This window comes from Paenibacillus glycanilyticus, from assembly GCF_023715145.1.
In the GTDB taxonomy this organism is placed as follows: domain Bacteria; phylum Bacillota; class Bacilli; order Paenibacillales; family Paenibacillaceae; genus Pristimantibacillus; species Pristimantibacillus glycanilyticus_A.
Map to the genome: position 1 here is coordinate 446314 of NZ_JAMBNP010000005.1, position 19801 is coordinate 466114.

Annotated in this window: 13 protein-coding genes and 1 other annotated feature; of the genes, 9 read left to right on the top strand and 4 right to left on the bottom strand. The window is 53.5% G+C overall.

The features are described from left to right. Positions 1-16: 16 nt before the first annotated feature. Entirely contained in the window at positions 17-1636 is a 1620-nt protein-coding gene (locus tag M3194_RS17030; protein WP_251655268.1) for a glycoside hydrolase family 9 protein, read from the top strand. Between the two features lie 66 nt (positions 1637-1702). Here M3194_RS17030 and M3194_RS17035 read toward each other — a convergent pair whose 3' ends face one another. The 4 genes from M3194_RS17035 to M3194_RS17050 all read right to left on the bottom strand — a co-directional run bounded on the left by M3194_RS17035 (position 1703) and on the right by M3194_RS17050 (position 6573). Beyond that, a complete protein-coding gene (locus tag M3194_RS17035) occupies positions 1703-2578 on the bottom strand; it encodes a GNAT family N-acetyltransferase (RefSeq protein WP_251655269.1) in 876 nt (291 codons plus the stop codon). Between the two features lie 12 nt (positions 2579-2590). Continuing rightward, complete coding sequence (locus M3194_RS17040) at positions 2591-4285, bottom strand: M3 family oligoendopeptidase (RefSeq protein ID WP_251655270.1); 1695 nt, start codon at positions 4283-4285, stop codon at positions 2591-2593. Between the two features lie 187 nt (positions 4286-4472). Further along, positions 4473-5654 (bottom strand): M20 family metallopeptidase, encoded by a 1182-nt coding sequence (locus M3194_RS17045; RefSeq protein WP_251655271.1) that lies wholly within the window; start codon positions 5652-5654, stop codon positions 4473-4475. A gap of 91 nt (positions 5655-5745) precedes the next feature. Next, on the bottom strand, positions 5746-6573 hold the full coding sequence (locus tag M3194_RS17050; protein WP_251655272.1) for an AraC family transcriptional regulator: 828 nt from the start codon (positions 6571-6573) through the stop codon (positions 5746-5748). Between the two features lie 126 nt (positions 6574-6699). On the opposite strand from M3194_RS17050, the gene M3194_RS17055 reads away from it, so the two are divergent. From M3194_RS17055 to polA, 8 genes are all read left to right on the top strand, one after another. Then, positions 6700-8775 (top strand): beta-galactosidase, encoded by a 2076-nt coding sequence (locus M3194_RS17055; protein WP_251655273.1) that lies wholly within the window; start codon positions 6700-6702, stop codon positions 8773-8775. A gap of 71 nt (positions 8776-8846) precedes the next feature. After that, positions 8847-9073 (top strand) — a binding site (T-box leader). A 60-nt stretch (positions 9074-9133) separates the two neighbouring features. Further along, complete coding sequence (gene tyrS, locus M3194_RS17060; RefSeq protein ID WP_251655274.1) at positions 9134-10393, top strand: tyrosine--tRNA ligase; 1260 nt, start codon at positions 9134-9136, stop codon at positions 10391-10393. 157 nt (positions 10394-10550) lie between these two features. After that, positions 10551-11162, top strand: coding sequence for a Gmad2 immunoglobulin-like domain-containing protein (locus tag M3194_RS17065; protein WP_251655275.1), 612 nt, complete (start codon positions 10551-10553; stop codon positions 11160-11162). 535 nt (positions 11163-11697) lie between these two features. Next, positions 11698-13887 carry a hypothetical protein gene (locus M3194_RS17070; RefSeq protein ID WP_251655276.1) on the top strand — a complete coding sequence of 730 codons (2190 nt, stop codon included), beginning with the start codon at positions 11698-11700 and terminating at the stop codon, positions 13885-13887. A gap of 214 nt (positions 13888-14101) precedes the next feature. Further along, entirely contained in the window at positions 14102-15241 is a 1140-nt protein-coding gene (locus tag M3194_RS17075) for a methyl-accepting chemotaxis protein (protein ID WP_251655277.1), read from the top strand. Between the two features lie 198 nt (positions 15242-15439). After that, the gene (pstB, locus tag M3194_RS17080) at positions 15440-16216 is read left to right on the top strand and encodes a phosphate ABC transporter ATP-binding protein PstB (protein ID WP_251655278.1); all 777 of its coding nucleotides are present in this window, start codon (positions 15440-15442) and stop codon (positions 16214-16216) included. Positions 16217-16237: 21 nt separating this feature from the next. Then, entirely contained in the window at positions 16238-16909 is a 672-nt protein-coding gene (gene phoU / locus M3194_RS17085; RefSeq protein WP_251655367.1) for a phosphate signaling complex protein PhoU, read from the top strand. A gap of 178 nt (positions 16910-17087) precedes the next feature. Further along, positions 17088-19766, top strand: coding sequence for a DNA polymerase I (polA, locus tag M3194_RS17090; RefSeq protein ID WP_251655279.1), 2679 nt, complete (start codon positions 17088-17090; stop codon positions 19764-19766). Positions 19767-19801 lie beyond the last annotated feature (35 nt).

Below are 19801 nucleotides of genomic sequence, written 5' to 3' on the forward strand. Positions count from 1 at the left end.
GGAGAGGGATTCGCTCATGCAACAGGGTAAACGGGAAACGATTGCGGTTAACCAGCTTGGCTACCGGGTCAAGGATTCGAAGATCGCCGTTATAACAGGCGAAGCCGGGCTCTTTAGATTAATTAAACAAGAGACAGGCGAAGTGGTGTGGAAGGGACGGACCACAGCTGCGCGGGAGGATGCGGCAAGCGGAGTGACGGTTTGCAGAGCGGATTTTTCAGGCTGGGAGCAGGCCGGGACGTACAGCTTGGAGACGGAAAATGGACAGAGATCTGATTCGTTTGTTATTGGGGAAGAGGTATATGGCGATGCTCATCAGGCCTTATTGAAGGCGTTTTATTTCTTCCGGTGCGGAATGGAGCTGGAGGAACGATATGCAGGGGACTGGAAGCATGGCGCTTGCCATTTATCGCCGGCCATTGTGTATGGAGACGAGAAGAGGCGCGTGGATGCCTCAGGCGGATGGCATGACGCGGGAGACTACGGCAAATATGTTGGACCGGGAGCGAAAGCGGCGGCGGATTTGCTGCTCGCCTATGAATGGTATCCGGCTGCGTTCGCGGCAGCCGTGCCTGTGCCGGAATCGGACGGCGTGATGCCGGATGTGCTCCATGAATGCCGGTATGAGCTGGAATGGATGCAGCGCATGCAGGATGCGGAGAGCGGGGGAGTATTCCATAAGCTGACTACGCTGCGCTTCCCTGCGCCGGATACGATGCCGGAGGCCGATGCCGATGAACTGTACGTTTCGCCGGTGTCGGCGACGGCAACGGGCTGTTTTGCAGGAATTATGGCCATGGCGGCTCGCGTGTATGAGCGGTTTGACAGAGTGTTTGCTGCCACCTGCAAGGCTGCCGCGGAGCGGGCATGGGACTGGCTCGAGCTGCACCCGGAAGCTCCCGGGTTTCGGAATCCGCCTGAGATCGCAACCGGAGAATACGGGGATAAACAGGATGCCGATGAACGGTATTGGGCAGCGGCAGAGCTGTACCGCACGACGGGGGAAGAACGGTATCATGAGGCTTTCCTGCGGTTGTCGGAGCTGGCATTCGACAAGTATGAGCTGGGCTGGGCCGATATGGGCGGCTACGGGACAATATCTTACCTGTTATCGGAGCGTGCGAAAGACAGCGCTGTGGCAGAGCGGCTGCGCGTTGGTTTGCACAGACATGCCGAGCAGCTTGCTGCAGTCAGCCGGAATGATGGATTTGGCATCTCGCTGCGGCCGGAGCAGTACATATGGGGCAGCAATATGCTGGTGCTGAATCATGCGATGCTGCTGTTAATCGCAGATCGGCTGGCCGAGACTGCCGGCTATGAGAAGGTAGTGCTTGATCATATCCATTACTTGTTCGGGATGAATGTGATAGGCATGAGTTATGTGACGGGGTTCGGGAGCCGCCCGGTTAAGCATCCGCATCATCGCCCGTCAGAAGGCGATGGGGTAGACGAACCGGTACCGGGACTCGTATCCGGCGGGCCAAACCTTGGTATCCAGGATGAGTATGCCCGGGAGCATCTGACCGGCAGAGCGCCGGCTGCCTCCTTCGCCGATGTGATGGAAAGCTACGCCACGAATGAAGTGACTATTTACTGGAACTCACCTGCGGTGTTTGTTCTGTCTCATTTTGTCTAGCGGCATACAAACGAAAGGGCTGTCCCAAAAGCCATTGGCTAACGGGACAGCCCTTGTTCGGTATCCTTATTCCTTCTTGCGGACCATCAGCACCTGCTCCATCGTTGTTGCCAGCCCCATCTCGGTCAGCAGCTCGACGAGCAGCGTATGAGATGCCCGGATATTAAAGGCGGAGCGCCGGCAGGTCTCGCCGGGCTGCCATACCTCATGCAGGGCGGCCTTCATCACGGCCTTGGCGTCGGTACGGCCAGGAGCGACTTCCAGCCGGAAGAGGAAGATGCCGGTCAATTCGCCAGCCATGCTGAACGTCCTCCGGTACAAGGCATAGCCCGCTGCTTCGCCGCCATCGAAGACAGCTACGCTTTCCCCATCCCTCAAGCTCGGCACGTCAGCCTGCCATACTTCGCCTTCGCAGTAGAACGGGAGCCTTGCGGCCTCCGCTGCCATGCCAAGCGCGATTTGATAAGGATGCTCGTAGGTATCATCCATATCCGGAATCGGCTGCTCCGTCGACATAATCAGCAGGCGGTCGATTTGCTCGTAACCAACCCCTTCATAGAGCCGAATGGCATATTCATTCCGGGAGATCGCTTCTAGATTCGCTTGGCTGACGCCTAACTCTTCATACAGCTCCAGATTCCTGTTCATCAGCGCTCTGCCGATTCCTTTGTTGCGGAAGGCCGGTATGATCGCCGTTCCGCCGTTCCATGCCAGCTTCCTGTCCTCCTGCTCGCGGAAGCCGTTCATGACAAGGCCGGCCGCTTCGCCGTCCACATAACAAGCGAAGGAGTGCTCAAGCGACAGACCTTCGGAAGCTGTCCTGCCGATGAACCGGTCAAGCGGAACGGCAGCCGGCACAAAATAACCTTCGAAGGCGCGGTTCCACAGCTCCGACGCATCCTTAACCGGAAGCTCGCTGAGAGGCCGAAACGTAATAGTCATGCTCCGTCCTCCTTACAGCGCTTTATCGTCAACGCTTTCCAGCCAGCTGTCAATGCTTCCGATAACGGAAGTGACGCAGCCATCCTCGAACGGCGAGATCAGGCCGGCAACCTTAACCAGCTCGGTAAAGGAGAGGCTTCCGCCTTGACGGCACAAGTTGAGGTAGTCTGCCCATGCGGCGCTCCGGTCCTCATGCATTCTTTTCCAGAACTGAAACGCGCAGATTTGCGCCAGGGTATAGTCGATATAGTAGAACGGACTGCCGAAGATATGGCCCTGCCTCTGCCAGTAGGCGCCTTGCTCCAGATAGCGGTTCTCTTCATAGTTGCGGTGCGGCAGGTACTTCTGCTCGATCTCCCGCCAAGCGGCTTTGCGTTCAGCAGGCGTCGCGTCCGGATTCTCGTAGACGAAATGCTGGAATTCATCAACCGTTACGCCGTAAGGGAGGAAGATCAGGGAGCTCGCGAGATGCTGGAATTTGTATTTATCAACGTCCTCCTTGAAGAACAGGTCCATCCACGGCCAAGTGAAGAACTCCATGCTCATCGAATGAATCTCGCAAGCTTCGTAGGTAGGGAAGGCATATTCCGGTACGGCATAGCTTCTGCTCTCGTACACCTGGAAGGCGTGGCCGGCTTCATGCGTCAGGACGTCAATATCTCCTGAGGTACCGTTAAAGTTGGAGAAAATAAACGGTGCGCCGTATTCGCTGATGTAGGTGCAGTAACCGCCGCCTTGCTTGCCTTTCTTCGCGACCAGATCCATCAGGCCGTTGTCCTGCATGAACCGGAAGAACTCATCGGTCTCCGGCGACAGCTCGGCATACATCTTCGCCCCGTTGTCCACAATCCATTCCGGGCTGCCTTTAGGCTTGGCGTTACCGGTCAGGAAGGCGAGATTCTCGTCATAATAGTAGAGCTGATCGACGCTGATCCGCTCGCGCTGGCGTTCCTTCAGCTTGGTCGCAACAGGGACGATATGCTCCAGCACCTGATTGCGGAAGTTTGCGACCATCTCCGCCGTATAGTCGGTACGGCTCATGCGGGCATAACCAAGCTCAACGAAATTCGTGAAGCCGAGCTTCTTCGCAATTCGGGTCCGCACCTTCACAAGCTCATCATAGATACGGTCAAACTCCCCTTCATTCTCCGCCATAAAGCCGGAGGAGGCTTCCGATGCGCGTTTGCGTACAGCGCGGTCGGTCGATTGCTGGAATGGCGATAATTGCGACAACGTGCGCTCTTCGCCGTCGAACAGGATTTTGGCCGAAGCAATCAGCTTCGAATATTCGGTAGACAGCTTGTTCTCCTGCTGCAAATCCTCGATGACCTCCGGGCTGAACGTCTTCAGCGACAGCTCGGCCAGCTGGAACAGCTGACGGCCCCATTTGTTCTCGAGCTCGGCACGGAACGCGGAGCCTACCAGCGCCCGGTAATAATCGGTTATGTATTCCTGCACGACAGGTCCGTTCTCGTCGAAGAAGTCCTGTTCGGCTTTATAAAATTCATCGTTGGTATCAATCGAATGACGGATGCTCGCAATTTGCTGCATCGTATCAAATTCGCTCCGCAGCTTGTTGATGCCGGTCATCGCGGCATCTTGCTCCTCGAAACGGCTTGCCGCATTAAATGCGGATAATAGCTCCTTGAACTGCTTTTCGAAAGACGCTACATCGGGACGTTCGTAACGATACTCATTAAATTTCACTTGGATACACCTGCCCTCTCTTGAACGGTAATTTGATTACAGGAAATGGATGGATATACCATCGTCCTTGAAATGTCTATTCGTTAGACGATGCGGCTAATCCTGCTTCATCCGCATGCGAAAAGGCCTCCTTCACCTATGCTCAGGCGAAGCGAAGCCTCTGATGAACGTATGTTCAATATACCGGTTATTTCTGAGTCTTCAGCTCGAATTCCTCGCGAATGCGGGCAAGCAGGGCCGGATTGGCAACCACGTCATACGCGGTAGCGGCAAGCGTCTTGGCGGCGAAGATCATCCGGTCAAGTGCGCGCTCGGTCATTGCTGCATCACGGAATTCCACGGTATGGAGGAGGAAGCGTTCCTCGACGATCTTCACATAAGGATGAATAGCGGGACAACGAACGGATACATTGCCCAGATCAAGAGAGCCGTGATCCTTGCCGGTCTCCACCTCTTCCGGTTTCACGCCCAAATCAATCAGATTGGCCGTAAAGCATTCGGACAACGCCTCATTCGTAAGCAGCTCGTCATAGGAAAATTCATAGTTATTCATCTCCAGCCTGCAGCCGGTCTGAAGAGCGGCTCCTTCGGCGCAGCGGCGAACCTTCTCGGCCAGCTCATTTGTGTAAGCACGCGAAGCGGAGCGCACATAAAACTGGGCGGATGCATAATCCGGGATAACGTTAGGGGCTTTGCCCCCGTTATCAATGATGCCATGGATGCGGGCATCGCTCCGGGTCTGCTGGCGGAGCGCATTTACGCTGTTGAACAGCTGCAGTACGGCATCCAGCGCGTTAATGCCTTCATATGGGCTTGCTGCCGCATGAGCCGGCTTGCCGAAATATTCGAACCGGATCGCGTCAAGCGCAAGCGAATCGCCGGACTTTTCGAAGGTATAATACGGGTGGGCCATAAGAGCGAAGTCGCAGTCGTCGAACAACCCGGCTTCGGACATCGGCACCTTTGCGCCTTTTGTTTCCTCAGCAGGCGTGCCGTATACGCGGATAGTTCCGCCATAGGAATCAAGGACAGCCTTTAAGCCCACGGCTGCCGCAATCCCCATCGTACAGATCAGATGATGGCCGCAGGCATGTCCGATTTCGGGCAAGGCGTCATATTCGCACAGAAAGGCAACCGTTGGACCCGGTTTGCCGGTAGAATAAGTACCAATAAAAGCAGTCGGGATGCCAAGCGTTCCCCGTTCCACGGTGAAGCCCTGTCTTTCAAGCTCTTCGCAAAGCATGGCTGACGACTTGAATTCCTCGTGACCAAGCTCCGGGTTCGCGCCAATCGTCCTCGAGATTTGTTTGAATGATTCCGCATGGGATTCGATTGCATGGAATATAAGCTGTTTGTTGCCGCTTGTCATGGACAAGCCTCCTTCTGTTAAAGCGTTATCCCAACCATTATAACCGAAATGGCGATCTATTGCCTGTCGGAGCCGTCCCGGTTAAGCCGATTTAATGAATACCGTGCAGCTTCTTGAACTGCTCCGGACTTATCCCTTCCTGCTTCTTGAAGACGGTGCTGAAGTAGCTCGCGCTGTCGAAGCCAACCATCGCCGCGATTTCGTGCATCTTATGCTCCCTTCCGAGGAACATCAGCTCCTTGCTGCGGTTGATGCGTTCCCGGTTCACATATTCCATCGGACGCATGCCCATCAGCTGCTTGAACAGGCGGCACAAATACTGTGGGGTAACGCCTATGCGGGAAGACAAGTCCTGAATGGACATCACGCTGTCGATATGCTCTTCGATATAGCGGATAACCGGATGAAGCCTCGTGTAATACTGCTCCGCGGATTGGGTGCTGACCTGAACAACCTTCATCAGATCCAGCAGGAACTGGTACGCAAGCTTTGAGCATTCGATTCCAAGGAACGGGAGCCCGGACTCCGCCATTGCGGAAATGCTCCGCAGATGGGAGACGATCATCTCGCTGTCGGTGACGGAATACAGCCCCGGTTCTTTAATGCCGGCCTGCGCAAGCAAATCCTTCGCCTGACTGCCGCCAAAGCTGATGAAGTAAACATCCCATGGCTCGCGCACAGCATAATAGCCGTGAGGTACGCCGGGGAACAGGCAAAAGCCTTGTCCGGCCTTCACCGTATACTTCTCTTCGCCAATCCAGAGCTCGCCTTCGCCGGCCGTTGCCTGCAGCCATTGATAATAGGGAAAGCCCTGCCGCCGGTCTATTGTCTCCTGGTTATTCCAGTGTCCGATTATGTCTACATAGAGGGGAAGCTTAAGATCGGAATCGGCCAGAATCGGAAATACCAATTTATCCATAATGGAGCCACTTCCAGTTTCATATTTTAAAAGTGATGTGAATATAATGTGATTTTATTGGATTTGAAAGCGTATTACAATATTAATATCGTAATAGACATATCATTCGTATGGAGGTTAATAGCAATGACTTTGAAATTCCCGCCACTCAGCAAGAAATTCCCTCAGATGCTCCACGGAGCGGATTACAATCCTGATCAATGGCTAGATTATCCTCACGTTTTGGAGGAAGATATCCGTCTGATGAAGCTGTCGAGCAGCAACGTGATGTCCGTCGGTATTTTCTCCTGGGCGGCTTATGAGCCTGAAGAAGGCGTATATACGTTTGAATGGATGGACCAGCTGCTTGACCGTTTTGCAGCGAACGGGATCTATGCTTTGCTGGCAACGCCAAGCGGCGCAAGACCGGCCTGGATGTCGCTGAAATATCCGGAGGTTCTGCGCGTAGAAGAGAACGGCATCCGCAACCTGCATGGCGCCCGCCATAACCATTGCTTCTCCTCTCCGGTATACCGCGAGAAGGTGCAGGAGATCAACCGCAAGCTGGCCGAGCGTTATTCGGATCATCCGGCCGTCATTGGCTGGCATATTTCCAATGAGTTAAACGGGGAGTGTCATTGCAACTTCTGCACAGAAGCATTCCGGGGATGGCTGGAGAAGCGTTACGGCACTATTGAAGCATTAAACAATGCCTGGTGGACATCGTTCTGGGCTCATAAATATACAAGCTTCAGCCAAATCGAAACGCCAACCTACCGCGGCGAAAAAGCCGTTCACGGCATGAATGTGGACTGGAAGCGTTTCGTCACGGATCAGACCGTGGATTGGTGCCGTCATGAAATGGAGCCGCTGCGCGAGATTAATCCGGAGCTGCCGATTACGACAAACTTCATGCTGGATTTTGAACCGCTCAACTACTGGAAATTCGTTGATCTTCTCGATATGATCTCGTGGGATGCGTATCCGACCTGGCATGACGCGAAGGATCAAAGCGAGCTTGCGGCCTGGATCGGCTTCAATCATGACGTATTCCGCTCCCTCAAAGGCGGCAAGCCGTTTATGCTGATGGAGAGCACGCCAAGCATGACGAATTGGCAGCCGGTCAGCAAGCTGAAGAAGCCGGGCATGCATTTGCTTGCTTCCTTGCAGGCGGTTGCGCACGGTTCGGATACGGTTCAATATTTCCAATGGCGCAAAAGCCGCGGTTCGAGCGAGAAGCTGCACGGCGCCGTAGTTGACCATGTCGGTCATGAGCATACGCGCGTATTCAAGGATGTTACGGACGTCGGCCAAGCGCTTGAACAGCTGCAGGACGTAGTGGGAACATCCGTGAAGCCGCAAGTAGCGCTCATTAATGACTGGGAGAACCGCTGGGCCGTGAAGGATTCGCAAGGTCCCCGCAACTGCGGCATCCATTACGAAGAGACGCTCAAGCGTCATTACCGTCCGTTCTGGGATATGGGCGTGCCTGTTGATATTATCGATTCGGAATGCGCATTTGACTCGTACAAGCTGCTGATTGCTCCTATGCTGTACATGGTGCGTCCGGGTGTCGGCGAGCGGATTGAAGAGTTTGTGCGTAACGGCGGAACATTCGTAGCGACGTACTGGTCCGGAATCGTGAACGAGAGCGACCTTTGCTTCCTCGAGGGCTTCCCGGGACCGCTGCGCAAGACGCTAGGCATCTGGTCGGAGGAGATCGATTCGCTGCATGACGGCGAGACGAACCGCGTTGTAATGTCGGCAGGCAACAAGCTGGGGCTTCAAGGCGAGTACGAGGCGTATGAGCTGTGCGATCTGATCCACCTTGAAGGCGCGGAAGCGCTGGCGGTTTATGGCGATGACTTCTACGCAGGCCGTCCGGCACTGACGGTGAATCAGCTTGGCGAGGGTAAAGCCTATTATGTAGCCTCCCGTAACAAGGCGCAGTTCTTCACGGACTTCTTCAAGAAGCTGATCGAGCAAGAAGGGCTGAAGCGCGTTGTTGAGACGGAGCTTCCGCAAGGCGTGACGGCGCAATTGCGCTCTGACGGCGAAACCGACTACGTATTCGTTATGAACTTCAGCGAGACCAAGCAGCAGGTGAAGCTTGACGAGCAGGAGTACGAGGATGTCCTTGCCGGAGGCAAAGTAGGAAATGAGCTTGAGCTTCCGCTGCATGGCGCACGTATTCTCAAAAGAAAAGCGAGCTTCCATTCCTAAGCCGGCTGGCCTGGATGATTAACGATTGACATTTAATGCGCCTTTCTCTATACTTTCTGTAACTTGATATCCTATATGCGGCGAACGAGCGCAGTAGCGGATTAATCCCTGTTCTAGAAAGCCGGGGGGCGATGGAACCCGGCACACATTAATTCCGCGAAGTACACTCTGGAGCATCCCGGGTAATGCCGGGCGGAAGCGGCGAACGATATCTCGTCCGAAAGCGGTATGACGTTTGCCTGCGCAAGGCGGCTTCATGCAAGTTGGGTGGTACCACGGTAAATAAATCGTCCCTATGTCTATATAGACTAGGGGCGTTTTTTTGTTTTTTATCACCATTACAAAGGAGAGTTAACCAATGAACATTATTGACGAGCTGGAATGGCGCGACGCCATTAATCAGCAAACCGACGCAGACGGACTGCGGGCTTTGACAAACGAGAAGGCCGTTTCGCTCTATTGCGGAGTGGATCCGACGGGAGACAGCATGCATATCGGCCACTTGATCCCATTCATGGTGCTCAAGAGATTCCAGCTGGCCGGCCACCGTCCGGTCATTCTGATCGGCGGCGCGACGGGTACGATCGGCGACCCAAGCGGCCGCACATCCGAGCGTTCCTTGCAGACGCTGGAACAGATCCAAGCCAACGTCGATGCGTTATCCGCGCAGCTTGGCAAGCTCTTCCTTACGGAAGGCGACAATAATTTCCGGATGGTCAACAACTACGACTGGACCCATAAGATCAACGTCATCGAGTTCTTGCGCGACTACGGCAAAAACTTCAGCATCAACACGATGCTGGCGAAGGACGTCGTATCGAGCCGTCTCGAGAGCGGGATTTCGTTTACGGAGTTCTCGTACCAAATCCTGCAGTCGCTCGACTTCTTGCATCTGTTCCGGGAAGAAGACGTGCAGCTGCAGATCGGGGGCTCCGACCAATGGGGCAACATAACGAGCGGCCTTGACCTGATCCGCAAGAAGGAAGGCAGCGAATCGAAGGCGTTTGGCCTTACCATTCCGCTCATGCTGAAGGCTGACGGCACGAAGTTCGGCAAGTCGGCGGGCGGCGCGATCTGGCTGGATCCGGAGAAAACAACGCCTTACGAGTTCTACCAGTTCTGGGCCAATACGGACGACCGCGACGTCGTCAAATACTTGAAATACTTCACGTTCCTCTCGAAGGAAGAGATTGAAGGTCTGGCCGAGAAAGTGGCTACGGAGCCGCATAAACGCGAAGCTCAGAAGAAGCTTGCCGAGGAGATGACGCGCTTCGTCCACAGCGAAGAGCTGCTGCAGCAAGCGCTTCGCATTACGGCCGCGTTGTTCAGCGGCGACATCAAGTCGCTTAGCGCGGACGAGATCGAGCAGGGCTTCAAGGAAATGCCGACATACGAGTCCGCGCGCGATGCGAAGAACATCGTCGATTGGCTTGTTGATCTTGGCATCGAGCCTTCCAAGCGTCAAGCGAGAGAGGATATCACAAACGGTGCAATCTCCATGAACGGCGAGCGCGTAACCGACCTGACGCTCGAGGTGTCCACGGAACACGCAATCGGCGGGCGCTTCATCATTATCCGCAAGGGCAAGAAAAACTACAGCTTGGTGAAAATGGCCTAGGCAAATTCGACGCCTCTGCTTCTATTCCGTTTCCGGATGAGGCAGAGGCGTTTTTATTTTCATGAGCGCGATATGTGCAGCAACAGGCATGTCAGACCTGCTTGTCCACATAGAATGAGAATAAGGCAGGGGTGAATTCTGGAGATGGGGTGTGAACATGCTTCGCAATTATAAAGGATTTATTATCGGCTTAGTAATGGGTGGGCTGCTCATGACGGCTTTGCCGTCGATGGCGGCTACGAATGAAACGGTTAAGGGGAGCAAAACAACCTATTCGTTGACGGAAGCGGGTTATCCGATTGAAGTAAATGGCGCAGTCTATGCAGGCCAGGGACTGCCTGTCCTAAATTATAAAGGGAACACCTATGTGCCGCTCCGGGCGATTGGGGATATGCTTGGCGCTTCCGTAGCCTGGAATGACAGGCTGGGGAAGGTTGTCATTCGATCTGAAGCAGCGCCGGCTCCATGCAATACGGCGTTCTGCGAGGTGAGCGTCAGCGGCTCGGGTGGTCATTATACCGTGTCCGGAAAGGGAAGAGTGTTCGAGGCGGTTATGCAATACGCGGTGGAGGACGGGCACGATTATGTGCTCGAAGGCCATCAAATGCTGGATGAAGGGGCGCCAGCTTGGTCGGCGTTTTCACTGGACATCAAGATACCGCCAGAGAAGCTTCCTTCGAACGGAACGCTGACGCTCGAGCTGTTCGAATACAGCGCGAAGGACGGTTCGCGCATTAACGTGTTAAGCATTCCTCTGGAAACGTTCTAGCCAGATCGCGTGAATAAACGTGCCGCTTCGGCGGTTCACACTGAAACTGCAGGCATAAGCGCATCATGCGTTTATGTCCGCGGTTTTTTTGCCGTAAACGTCCAAAATCTTGATGCTTCCGCCCTAAATCGATGCTGGTGCTTATGGAGTCTATAGACATTTGTCAGAATGACTAGCGGAAGCGGCAAGCGGGTATCGGCCGGTCAAGCTGCATATTAGCGAATTCCGCAAATAAAATTCTCAGCCATATCGGATATGGAATGTCGTACTATTAGATATATTAAATAAGTCGATAAATGGCATTGAACCGGGAGCTTTGCACCAAATATAGCGAAAATTCTCGAAAATTAGGTCCAATATATGTCTTGATTTTGTCGAAAAGTTAGTATAACTCGTTATAAATGAAATATTGATTATATCTAATATTTATATTAAGATGTGGGCAAGAACTCATCGCACTCATCATGACGTTAGAAGAAATCGTCACACTCAAATGCCTGACTAAAAGTGGGGCAGTTAAGGAGGAAGCATGGGAATGGTCAAGAATCAAAAGCGGGCAGAATGGACGGGCTTTCAGGAATCTCGTCCTTACGGGCCAAAGTATGATCTTCGAACCGATTTCGTAATGGTGTACGGGTTATCGAATCAATTGGAGGAACGCATCGAAGGCTGGAGGAAAGCAGGCTACACGATTCATCTCATGACCGGTGTCTCCTGGGGCGAATATCAGGATTATCTTTACGAAAAATTCGACGGCAGGAATCATTGGGACGAAGCTCAAATGGACCGGTTCGGCAACTATATTCAGCACGGCAAAGACGTGCCGTATATGGATCCAACAATCGCTTTCTCCGAGTATCTGGCAACTTATATCAAGAAAGCGATCGACTGCGGCGTGGAAGCCATTCATCTGGAGGAACCGGAATATTGGGCGCAGTCCGGCTATTCGGAGGCGTTCAAGCGAGAGTGGCTGACCTATTACGGGGAGACCTGGACGGCCCCCCACCTCTCGCCGGATGCGCAATACCGGGCTTCAAAGCTTAAGGCTTACCTGTATTACCGGGCGCTTGACCGGCTATGCGCGCAGATGAAGGAATATGCGCTTGTGACGTATGGGCGCGAGGTGCGTTTCTACGTTCCTACTCACAGCTTGATTAACTACACGCAGTGGCGCATTATCAGTCCGGAAGCTTTGCTTGTGTCGATGCCATCCTGCGACGGGTTCATCGCGCAGATTTGGACGGGTACGGCGAGAACGCCAAATGTATATCGGGGTATCCGGCGGGAGCGCACCTTCGAGACGGCCTTCCTGGAATACGGCGTTATGCAGGAGCTGACCCGAGGCACGGGCAGAGACATGTGGTTCCTGCATGACCCAATTGAAGACAACCCCCGCTATAGCTGGAGCGATTACCGCTATAACTACCGGGCTACCGTTGTGGCTTCCCTGCTTCATCCCGGCGTATCGAAATTCGAGGTATGTCCTTGGCCATGGCGTGTATTCACATTGGGGTACCCAACGGAAGACGGCAAAGGGAAAGAAGGAATTCCGGCCAGCTACAAGACCGTTCTCCTTACGGTCATGAACGTGCTTCGGGATCTTCATCACCATGAGGAAGTTGTGCAGGATGATGTCTATACGAGAGGAATCGGTCTGCTTCTATCCAACTCGGCCATGTACCAGCGGGGCGATGTTGTGCCGGGAGAGACGGAACCTTCGGACGGCAAAAAAGCGGATGGGGTGACGACATCGGATATGCTGTCTCCCGAGAAGCAAGAGCTTCTCGATTTCTCGGCGTTTTATGGTCTGGCGCTGCCGCTTGTGAAGCACGGCATTCCGCTTCGTCCGGTACAGCTGGACAATGCATTGACCTTCCCCGGGTATCTGGATGACTACAAGGTTCTGCTGCTCAGCTATGAGTTCATGAAGCCGGAGCATGCAGGACTTCATCCGACCTTGGCGGGATGGGTCAGAGACGGCGGCGTGCTTGTCTATGTCGGCGACGGCTCCGATGACTTCCATGGCGTGCGGGAGTGGTGGAACCGGGAAGGCAGCCGGCGGATCTACGATCGTCCGGACCAGCATTTGTTCGAGACGCTGGGGCTCAACGCGAATCAGGAGGACGGCGAGTACGCTTTAGGCGAAGGATTCGTTATCGTGCGCCGCGTGCATCCTGCCGCCCTATCGCGTACTAGCGATGGCGCGGGCGCGGTTCGTGACAGCGTGCGGCTGGCGCTGAAGCTCAGAGGCGAGGCGGAAGCATACCGCGAAAGCGGAATGCTTCGAATCAAGCGCGGGCCTTATGTCATTGCGCAAGCGCTGGATGAGACGGATGAATCGCTCCTCGAGGGGAATCGGTTCGAGGGAACGTTTATCGACCTGTTCGAGCATGACCTCCCGGTTGTGAACCGCATAGAATTGAAGCCGGGAGACAATTGCTTGTTATACGATCTGAAATCCGCCGAGGCAAACGGCATAGCGAAGGTTCTCGTCAGCTCCTCGCGCATCGAAGACGAGGCGGCGAACGCTAAATCGATCACGTTCCGTTCGGAGAGCCCGTCGGATATGACCGTCAGCACGCGCATTCGCGTATCCTCCGCTCCGGCGCTCGTTACTGCGGATGGCCTGAAGGCCGATCATGCCTATGACGAAGCATCGGGAACGCTGCTTGTCCAGCATCCGGGCAAGCCGGAAGGCGTTCTGATTGAAGTAGCCTGGAAATAAATAATCACTTTTGCGAAGAAGAGCGGTGCATGCTTGCATCGTTCTTTTTTCTTTTATTCCCATGCTGCAGTCTTACTGGAAATTTTTAACGCTGCGAAAACATTTCTATGAAATGGAATTGATGCTTAAGCCCTATAGTAGGTCTAAAGTGTCTATCCAAAGCGAGAATTACGACAAATGCTTGAGGAGTCCACAGAGAGAAAGGTGAGAGACTATGACCAATGCCGTACTGGATCGTCAACCGCAAGAAAGACAAGGTGAAGCTGCCGCCCCCATCACAACCCGCCTGCTGGGATTTATCCGCAAGGTACCCGTAATTGCTGCATCCTGTTCCTGTAAAGAGACGATTGCGCTATTCAAGCAATATCCGGACAGCGAGTGCGTAGTAATCAGCGGTGAGGGAGCGGATAAGGACAAGCCGGCAGGCCTTATGATGCGCAACCAATTTTTTATGCGGCTCAGTCAGAGGTTTGGCGTAGATCTGTATTACGAGAAGCCGATCTCGGAGCTGATGGATCCTTCTCCTTTAATCGTGGATCAAAGTTATTCTCCGCAGCAACTAATCGATAATGCGCTGAAGCGTGACGACAGCGTTCTGTACAATTGCGTCATCGTGACCAAAGAAGACCGCGTGACCGGAATCCTGACCGTATCTGACCTGCTTCGCATGTCCAGGCAGCTTCAACAGGAAGCGGTGGACGGGCAGGTAAAGACGATCAACAGCGTTGGAGGACGGGTGAAAGAAATCGATGAGGCGGTAAGCTCGGTCCGCCAATCGGCACAGGATGGGAAGCAGATATCTGCGGACATGGTGGACTTGACGCTAAGCGGCAAGAATCAGCTGGACAAGGTGACCGCTGCATTCGGCAAGCTGGCCGCGAACTCCATGCAGCAGGAGAAGCGCATGAACGAGCTGCAGGCTGAAGCGGGTTCCATCAGCCATGTCTCCAAGCTGATTAAAGAGCTGGCGGAGCAGAGCAACCTGCTGGCCATTAATGCTTCAATCGAAGCGGCGCGCGCGGGCGAGCATGGCAGAGGGTTTGCCGTCGTAGCAGGCGAGGTTATGAAGCTGGCAAGCGAAACGAAGCGCTCGGCAGAAGCGATTACGACCTTAACGAAGACCATTGTAGAAGCCATTGAGCAGACCGCGTCGCTTGCGCGAGAGGGTCGTGAAGAGGCGGTTGTCAGCGAATCCTGCGTGCAAGAGGCAGGCAGCGTGTTTAATCACCTGTTGCAGGCATCGGCAAACAGCAAGAATAGCACGGAACAGATTGGGCGGCTCTCGGAGCAGGCTTATCAGCAGACCGTACATGTCTCCAAAGAGATCGATAAGCTTCTGGAGTCCTATTTTTAACATGGAATTTACAAAACGGCAATACGGGATTTACAAACGGCTAGTAGGATAGATACGTCAGGGTAATTTACGGTTATCAGATAGGTTACCCTTTTTTACTACGGTTATGATATTCGAAATGAATGGCCAAGCCTCAGTATGAAACTGTTCATCTGGGGCCGCTGTTCATTATCTATGTATATGCGGAGGAGAACGATCATGCAAACGACCTTATTGCAGACGCAACCCTTAATCAACATTAACAACCTGAATCTGTATTATGGAGCTTTCCATGCCTTAAAAGATGTTTCGCTTACTATTCCCGAGAAGGCGATTACCGCCTTTATCGGTCCTTCCGGCTGCGGCAAATCCACGCTGCTCCGCACCCTGAACCGGATGAACGATATGATTCCGGGGACAAGAATTGAAGGCAGCATCGCGATTGGCGGAACGGAAATTTATTCGAACGATGTGGATGTGGAGACGCTTCGCAAGAAGGTGGGCATGGTGTTCCAGCAGCCGAATCCTTTTCCGAAATCGATTTATGACAACGTGGCTTACGGTCCGCGACTCCATGGCATTACGAGCAAGAAGCAGCTGGATGAGATTGTAGAGACAAGTCTGAAGTCGGCTGTACTCTGGGATGAAGTGAAGGATTACTTGAAGCGCTCGGCGCTCAGCCTCTCCGGCGGTCAGCAGCAGCGGCTTTGCATTGCGCGCGCCATTGCGGTTAATCCGGACGTTCTTCTTATGGACGAAGCTACTTCGGCGCTTGATCCAATCTCCACGCTGAAGATCGAAGAATTAGCGCAAGAGCTGAAAGACCGTTATACGATCGTGATGGTTACGCATAACATGCATCAAGCGGCGCGTGTCTCGAATCAGACGGTCTTCTTCTTGAACGGCGAGGTTGTGGAGTTCTCCGAAACGGAGAAGCTGTTCTCCAACCCGACTGACCAGCGGACAGAAGATTATATTAGCGGACGTTTCGGCTAAGACAAGGGGGATGAAGTAATGATGACGACGAGAAAAGAGTTTGACCATGGCTTGGAGCAGCTCCATAATCTGCTCGTTGAGATGGGAACATTCGTGGAAGAAGCGCTGGTGGATTCGATGAAGGCGCTTAGCGGCACGGATGTAGAGAAAGCAAGAGCGATCATCAGCAATGACCAGCATTTGAACCATCTGGAGGATCAGATTACGGATCTTGGCTCGAAGCTGATTGCTACGCAGCAGCCGGTTGCGAAGGACCTTCGCCGGATTTTGGCCGCGTTCAAGATTGCGTCGGATCTCGAGAGAATGGGCGATCTTTGCGTAAACATTGCGAAGTTTGTTGTTCGTCTTGAAGGGCAGCCTCTCATCAAGCCTTTGATCGACTTGCCTCGCATGGCGGAAATCGTGCAGACGATGACTTATGAGTCGATCCAATCCTTCGTACAGGAAAACGTGGATCTGGCTTACAAGCTGGCAACGGAAGATGATCAGGTTGATGCGCTTTGCGCGCAAATCTCGCGCGAGCTGTTGTCGCTTATGATGGAGAATCCGCGCAACATTACGCAAGCGACGGTTCTGAACTTTGTAGCCCGCAACATCGAGCGCATCGGCGACCATGCCACCAACATCGGCGAGAGCGTCGTTTATCTCGTAACGAACAAACGTCCGGATCTGAATATCCAGCACAATATTTAAAGGTTAGCAAAAAAAGCCTGTTACCCGAGCGAGCTGCTCGGATGACGGGCTTTTTTGCGTTGGGTTACAACAATCGGAAACAAAAGATACCCTAGCGGTATTTACCCGGCCGATGGCGAGGAGTTTGCTTCATAAATATGGTATGATAGAGGGTAGAAATGTTTAGTGAGGTGTCGGAATGGACAAGTGGATATTAATTGACGGCAATAGTATCGCGAACCGTGCATTTTATGCGATGCCGCCGCTTACAAACTCAGCAGGTTTACATACGAATGCGGTGTTTGGATTTACAACGATGCTGCTTAAATTGCTGGAAGACGAGAAGCCAACTCATGTGCTTGTTGCATTTGATGCGGGGAAAATCGTGTTCCGCCATGAAGGCTATACGGAATATAAAGGCGGGCGGGCGAAGACTCCGCCTGAGCTATCCGAGCAGTTTCCGGTGATGAAGGATTTGCTGAAGGCATTTGGCATCTCGCAATTCGAGCTGTCCGGCTATGAAGCCGACGATATTATCGGCACGCTGACGCGATTGGCAGATGAGCAGAACGTTGAAACGCTTGTTGTGACGGGCGATAAGGACATGCTGCAGCTGGCCTCTGATAATGTGACCATTGCGATTACACGCAAAGGGATTAGCGAGGTGGAGCATTTTTCCCCGGCTGCCATCGACGAGAAGTATGGGCTGAAACCGATGCAGATCATCGACCTGAAGGGTCTGATGGGCGACGCGTCGGACAATATCCCGGGTATTCCGGGCGTTGGCGAGAAGACTGCGCTGAAGATGCTGCATGAATTCGGCTCGGTAGAAGAAGTGCTGGCGAACACGGGAAGTCTCAAAGGCAAGATGAAGGAAAAGGTTGAGACCCATAAAGACGATGCGGTTATGAGCAAAAAGCTCGCGACAATCTTCCGCGAAGTGCCGCTTGAGCATAGCACGGAGGATATTAAGTATGAAGGCTACCAGCCGGCCGTACTTGCCGACGCGTTCCGCAAGCTGGAGTTCAAGTCGCTTATTGAGCGCCTGGATCTCAACGGCGCCGGTTCCGAAGGCGGCGGTGCAGCTCCTCCTGCCGCCGAGTTGAACTTAGTTGTTATCGAATCGGATAATGACGGCGAGGCGCTGCAAACGATGCTGTCGGCCTTGCAGACGGATGGCGAGGAGCATGGCTTGTATATAGAAGCGATTGGCGAAAACCCGCATCAGGCCGTAGTGCTAGGCCTAGCGGCAGCGATAGGCGATACGGCTTACGTAGTGCCCGTAGCAGCCCTTCAACAGCCGTTTGCCAAGGAACTGCGGGAATGGCTGGCTGATGCGGACAAGCCGAAAAACGGCTTCGATACGCACAAGACGGAGCTGGCGCTCGGCTGGAGCGGGATTCAATGGAGAGGCGTAGCTTTTGATGTGCAGCTTGCCGCCTATTTGCTGGATCCGACAGACACGAATCTGACGCTTAATGCTTTATGCGACCGATATGGCCAAGCCTCGGTGCCTCATGATGAAGCGGTATATGGCAAAGGCGCCAAATTCAAGGTGCCGGATAACGATGCATTGTACCGCCATTTGGCAGTTAAGGCGGATGCGGTCCGCAAGCTTACAGCACTTATGCGTGCCGATCTCGAGAAGAGAGGCATGAATCAGCTGTATTACGAGCTGGAGCAGCCGTTATCGGTCGTTCTGGCAGGAATGGAGCGTCAAGGGATTAAGGTTGAGAAAGCCGAGCTTGAGCGTCTCGGAAGCGAGCTGGAGAGCAAGCTGTCGGTAGCCGTCAGCGAGATTTACCGCTTGGCTGGCATGGAATTCAATATTGGCTCTCCCAAACAGCTGGGAGAGGTTTTGTTCGAGAAGCTGGGGCTCAAAGCGCAAAAGAAAACAAAGACCGGTTACTCCACAGACGCGGAAGTATTAGAGAAACTGTCGTCGGAGCATGAGATTGTTCCGCTTATCCTGCATTACCGTACTTTGTCGAAGCTGCAGTCGACTTATATTGAAGGACTTCTTAAAGAGGTTCGTCCTGAAACCGGCAAGATCCATACGTATTACCGCCAGACGATTGCGGCAACGGGACGTCTCAGCAGCCAGTTCCCGAATCTGCAGAACATTCCGATCCGTCTTGAAGAAGGCCGTCAGATTCGCAAGGCATTTGTGCCTTCCGAGCCGGGCTGGTACATTCTTGCGGCGGACTATTCGCAGATTGAGCTGCGCGTGCTTGCCCATATTTCGGGCGATGAGCGGCTCAAGGAAGCTTTTATCCACGACATGGATATTCATACGAAGACGGCAATGGACGTATTTGGCGTTACCGCCGATCAGGTCGATTCGAATATGCGCCGTTCAGCGAAGGCGGTTAACTTCGGGATCGTGTACGGAATAAGTGATTTCGGCTTATCTCAGAACTTGAACATAACGCGTAAGGAAGCGGCTCATTTTATCGAGCAGTATTTCGAAGTCTTCCAAGGTGTACGCAAGTATATGGACGATATCGTCATGCAGGCACGCCGTGACGGCTATGTGACGACATTGCTGGAGCGCCGCCGTTATCTGCCTGAGATCAAGGCGTCCAACTTCAATCTCCGTTCCTTCGCGGAGCGTACGGCTATGAATACGCCGATTCAGGGAACTGCGGCTGATATTATCAAGCTGGCGATGGTTCGCATGGATGAGACGCTTCGCGAGCGCGGGTTGAAGAGCCGCATGCTGCTGCAAGTGCATGACGAACTTGTCTTCGAGGTTCCGGAAGAAGAGTTAGAGCTCATGAAGGAGCTTGTGCCAAGCACCATGGCCGGCGCGCTGAAGCTGGACGTGCCGCTGAAGGCGGACGTGAATTACGGCGTTAACTGGTACGAAGCGAAGTAAACGGTTGGATGGCGAAAGTTTCGCATAAGCAACGG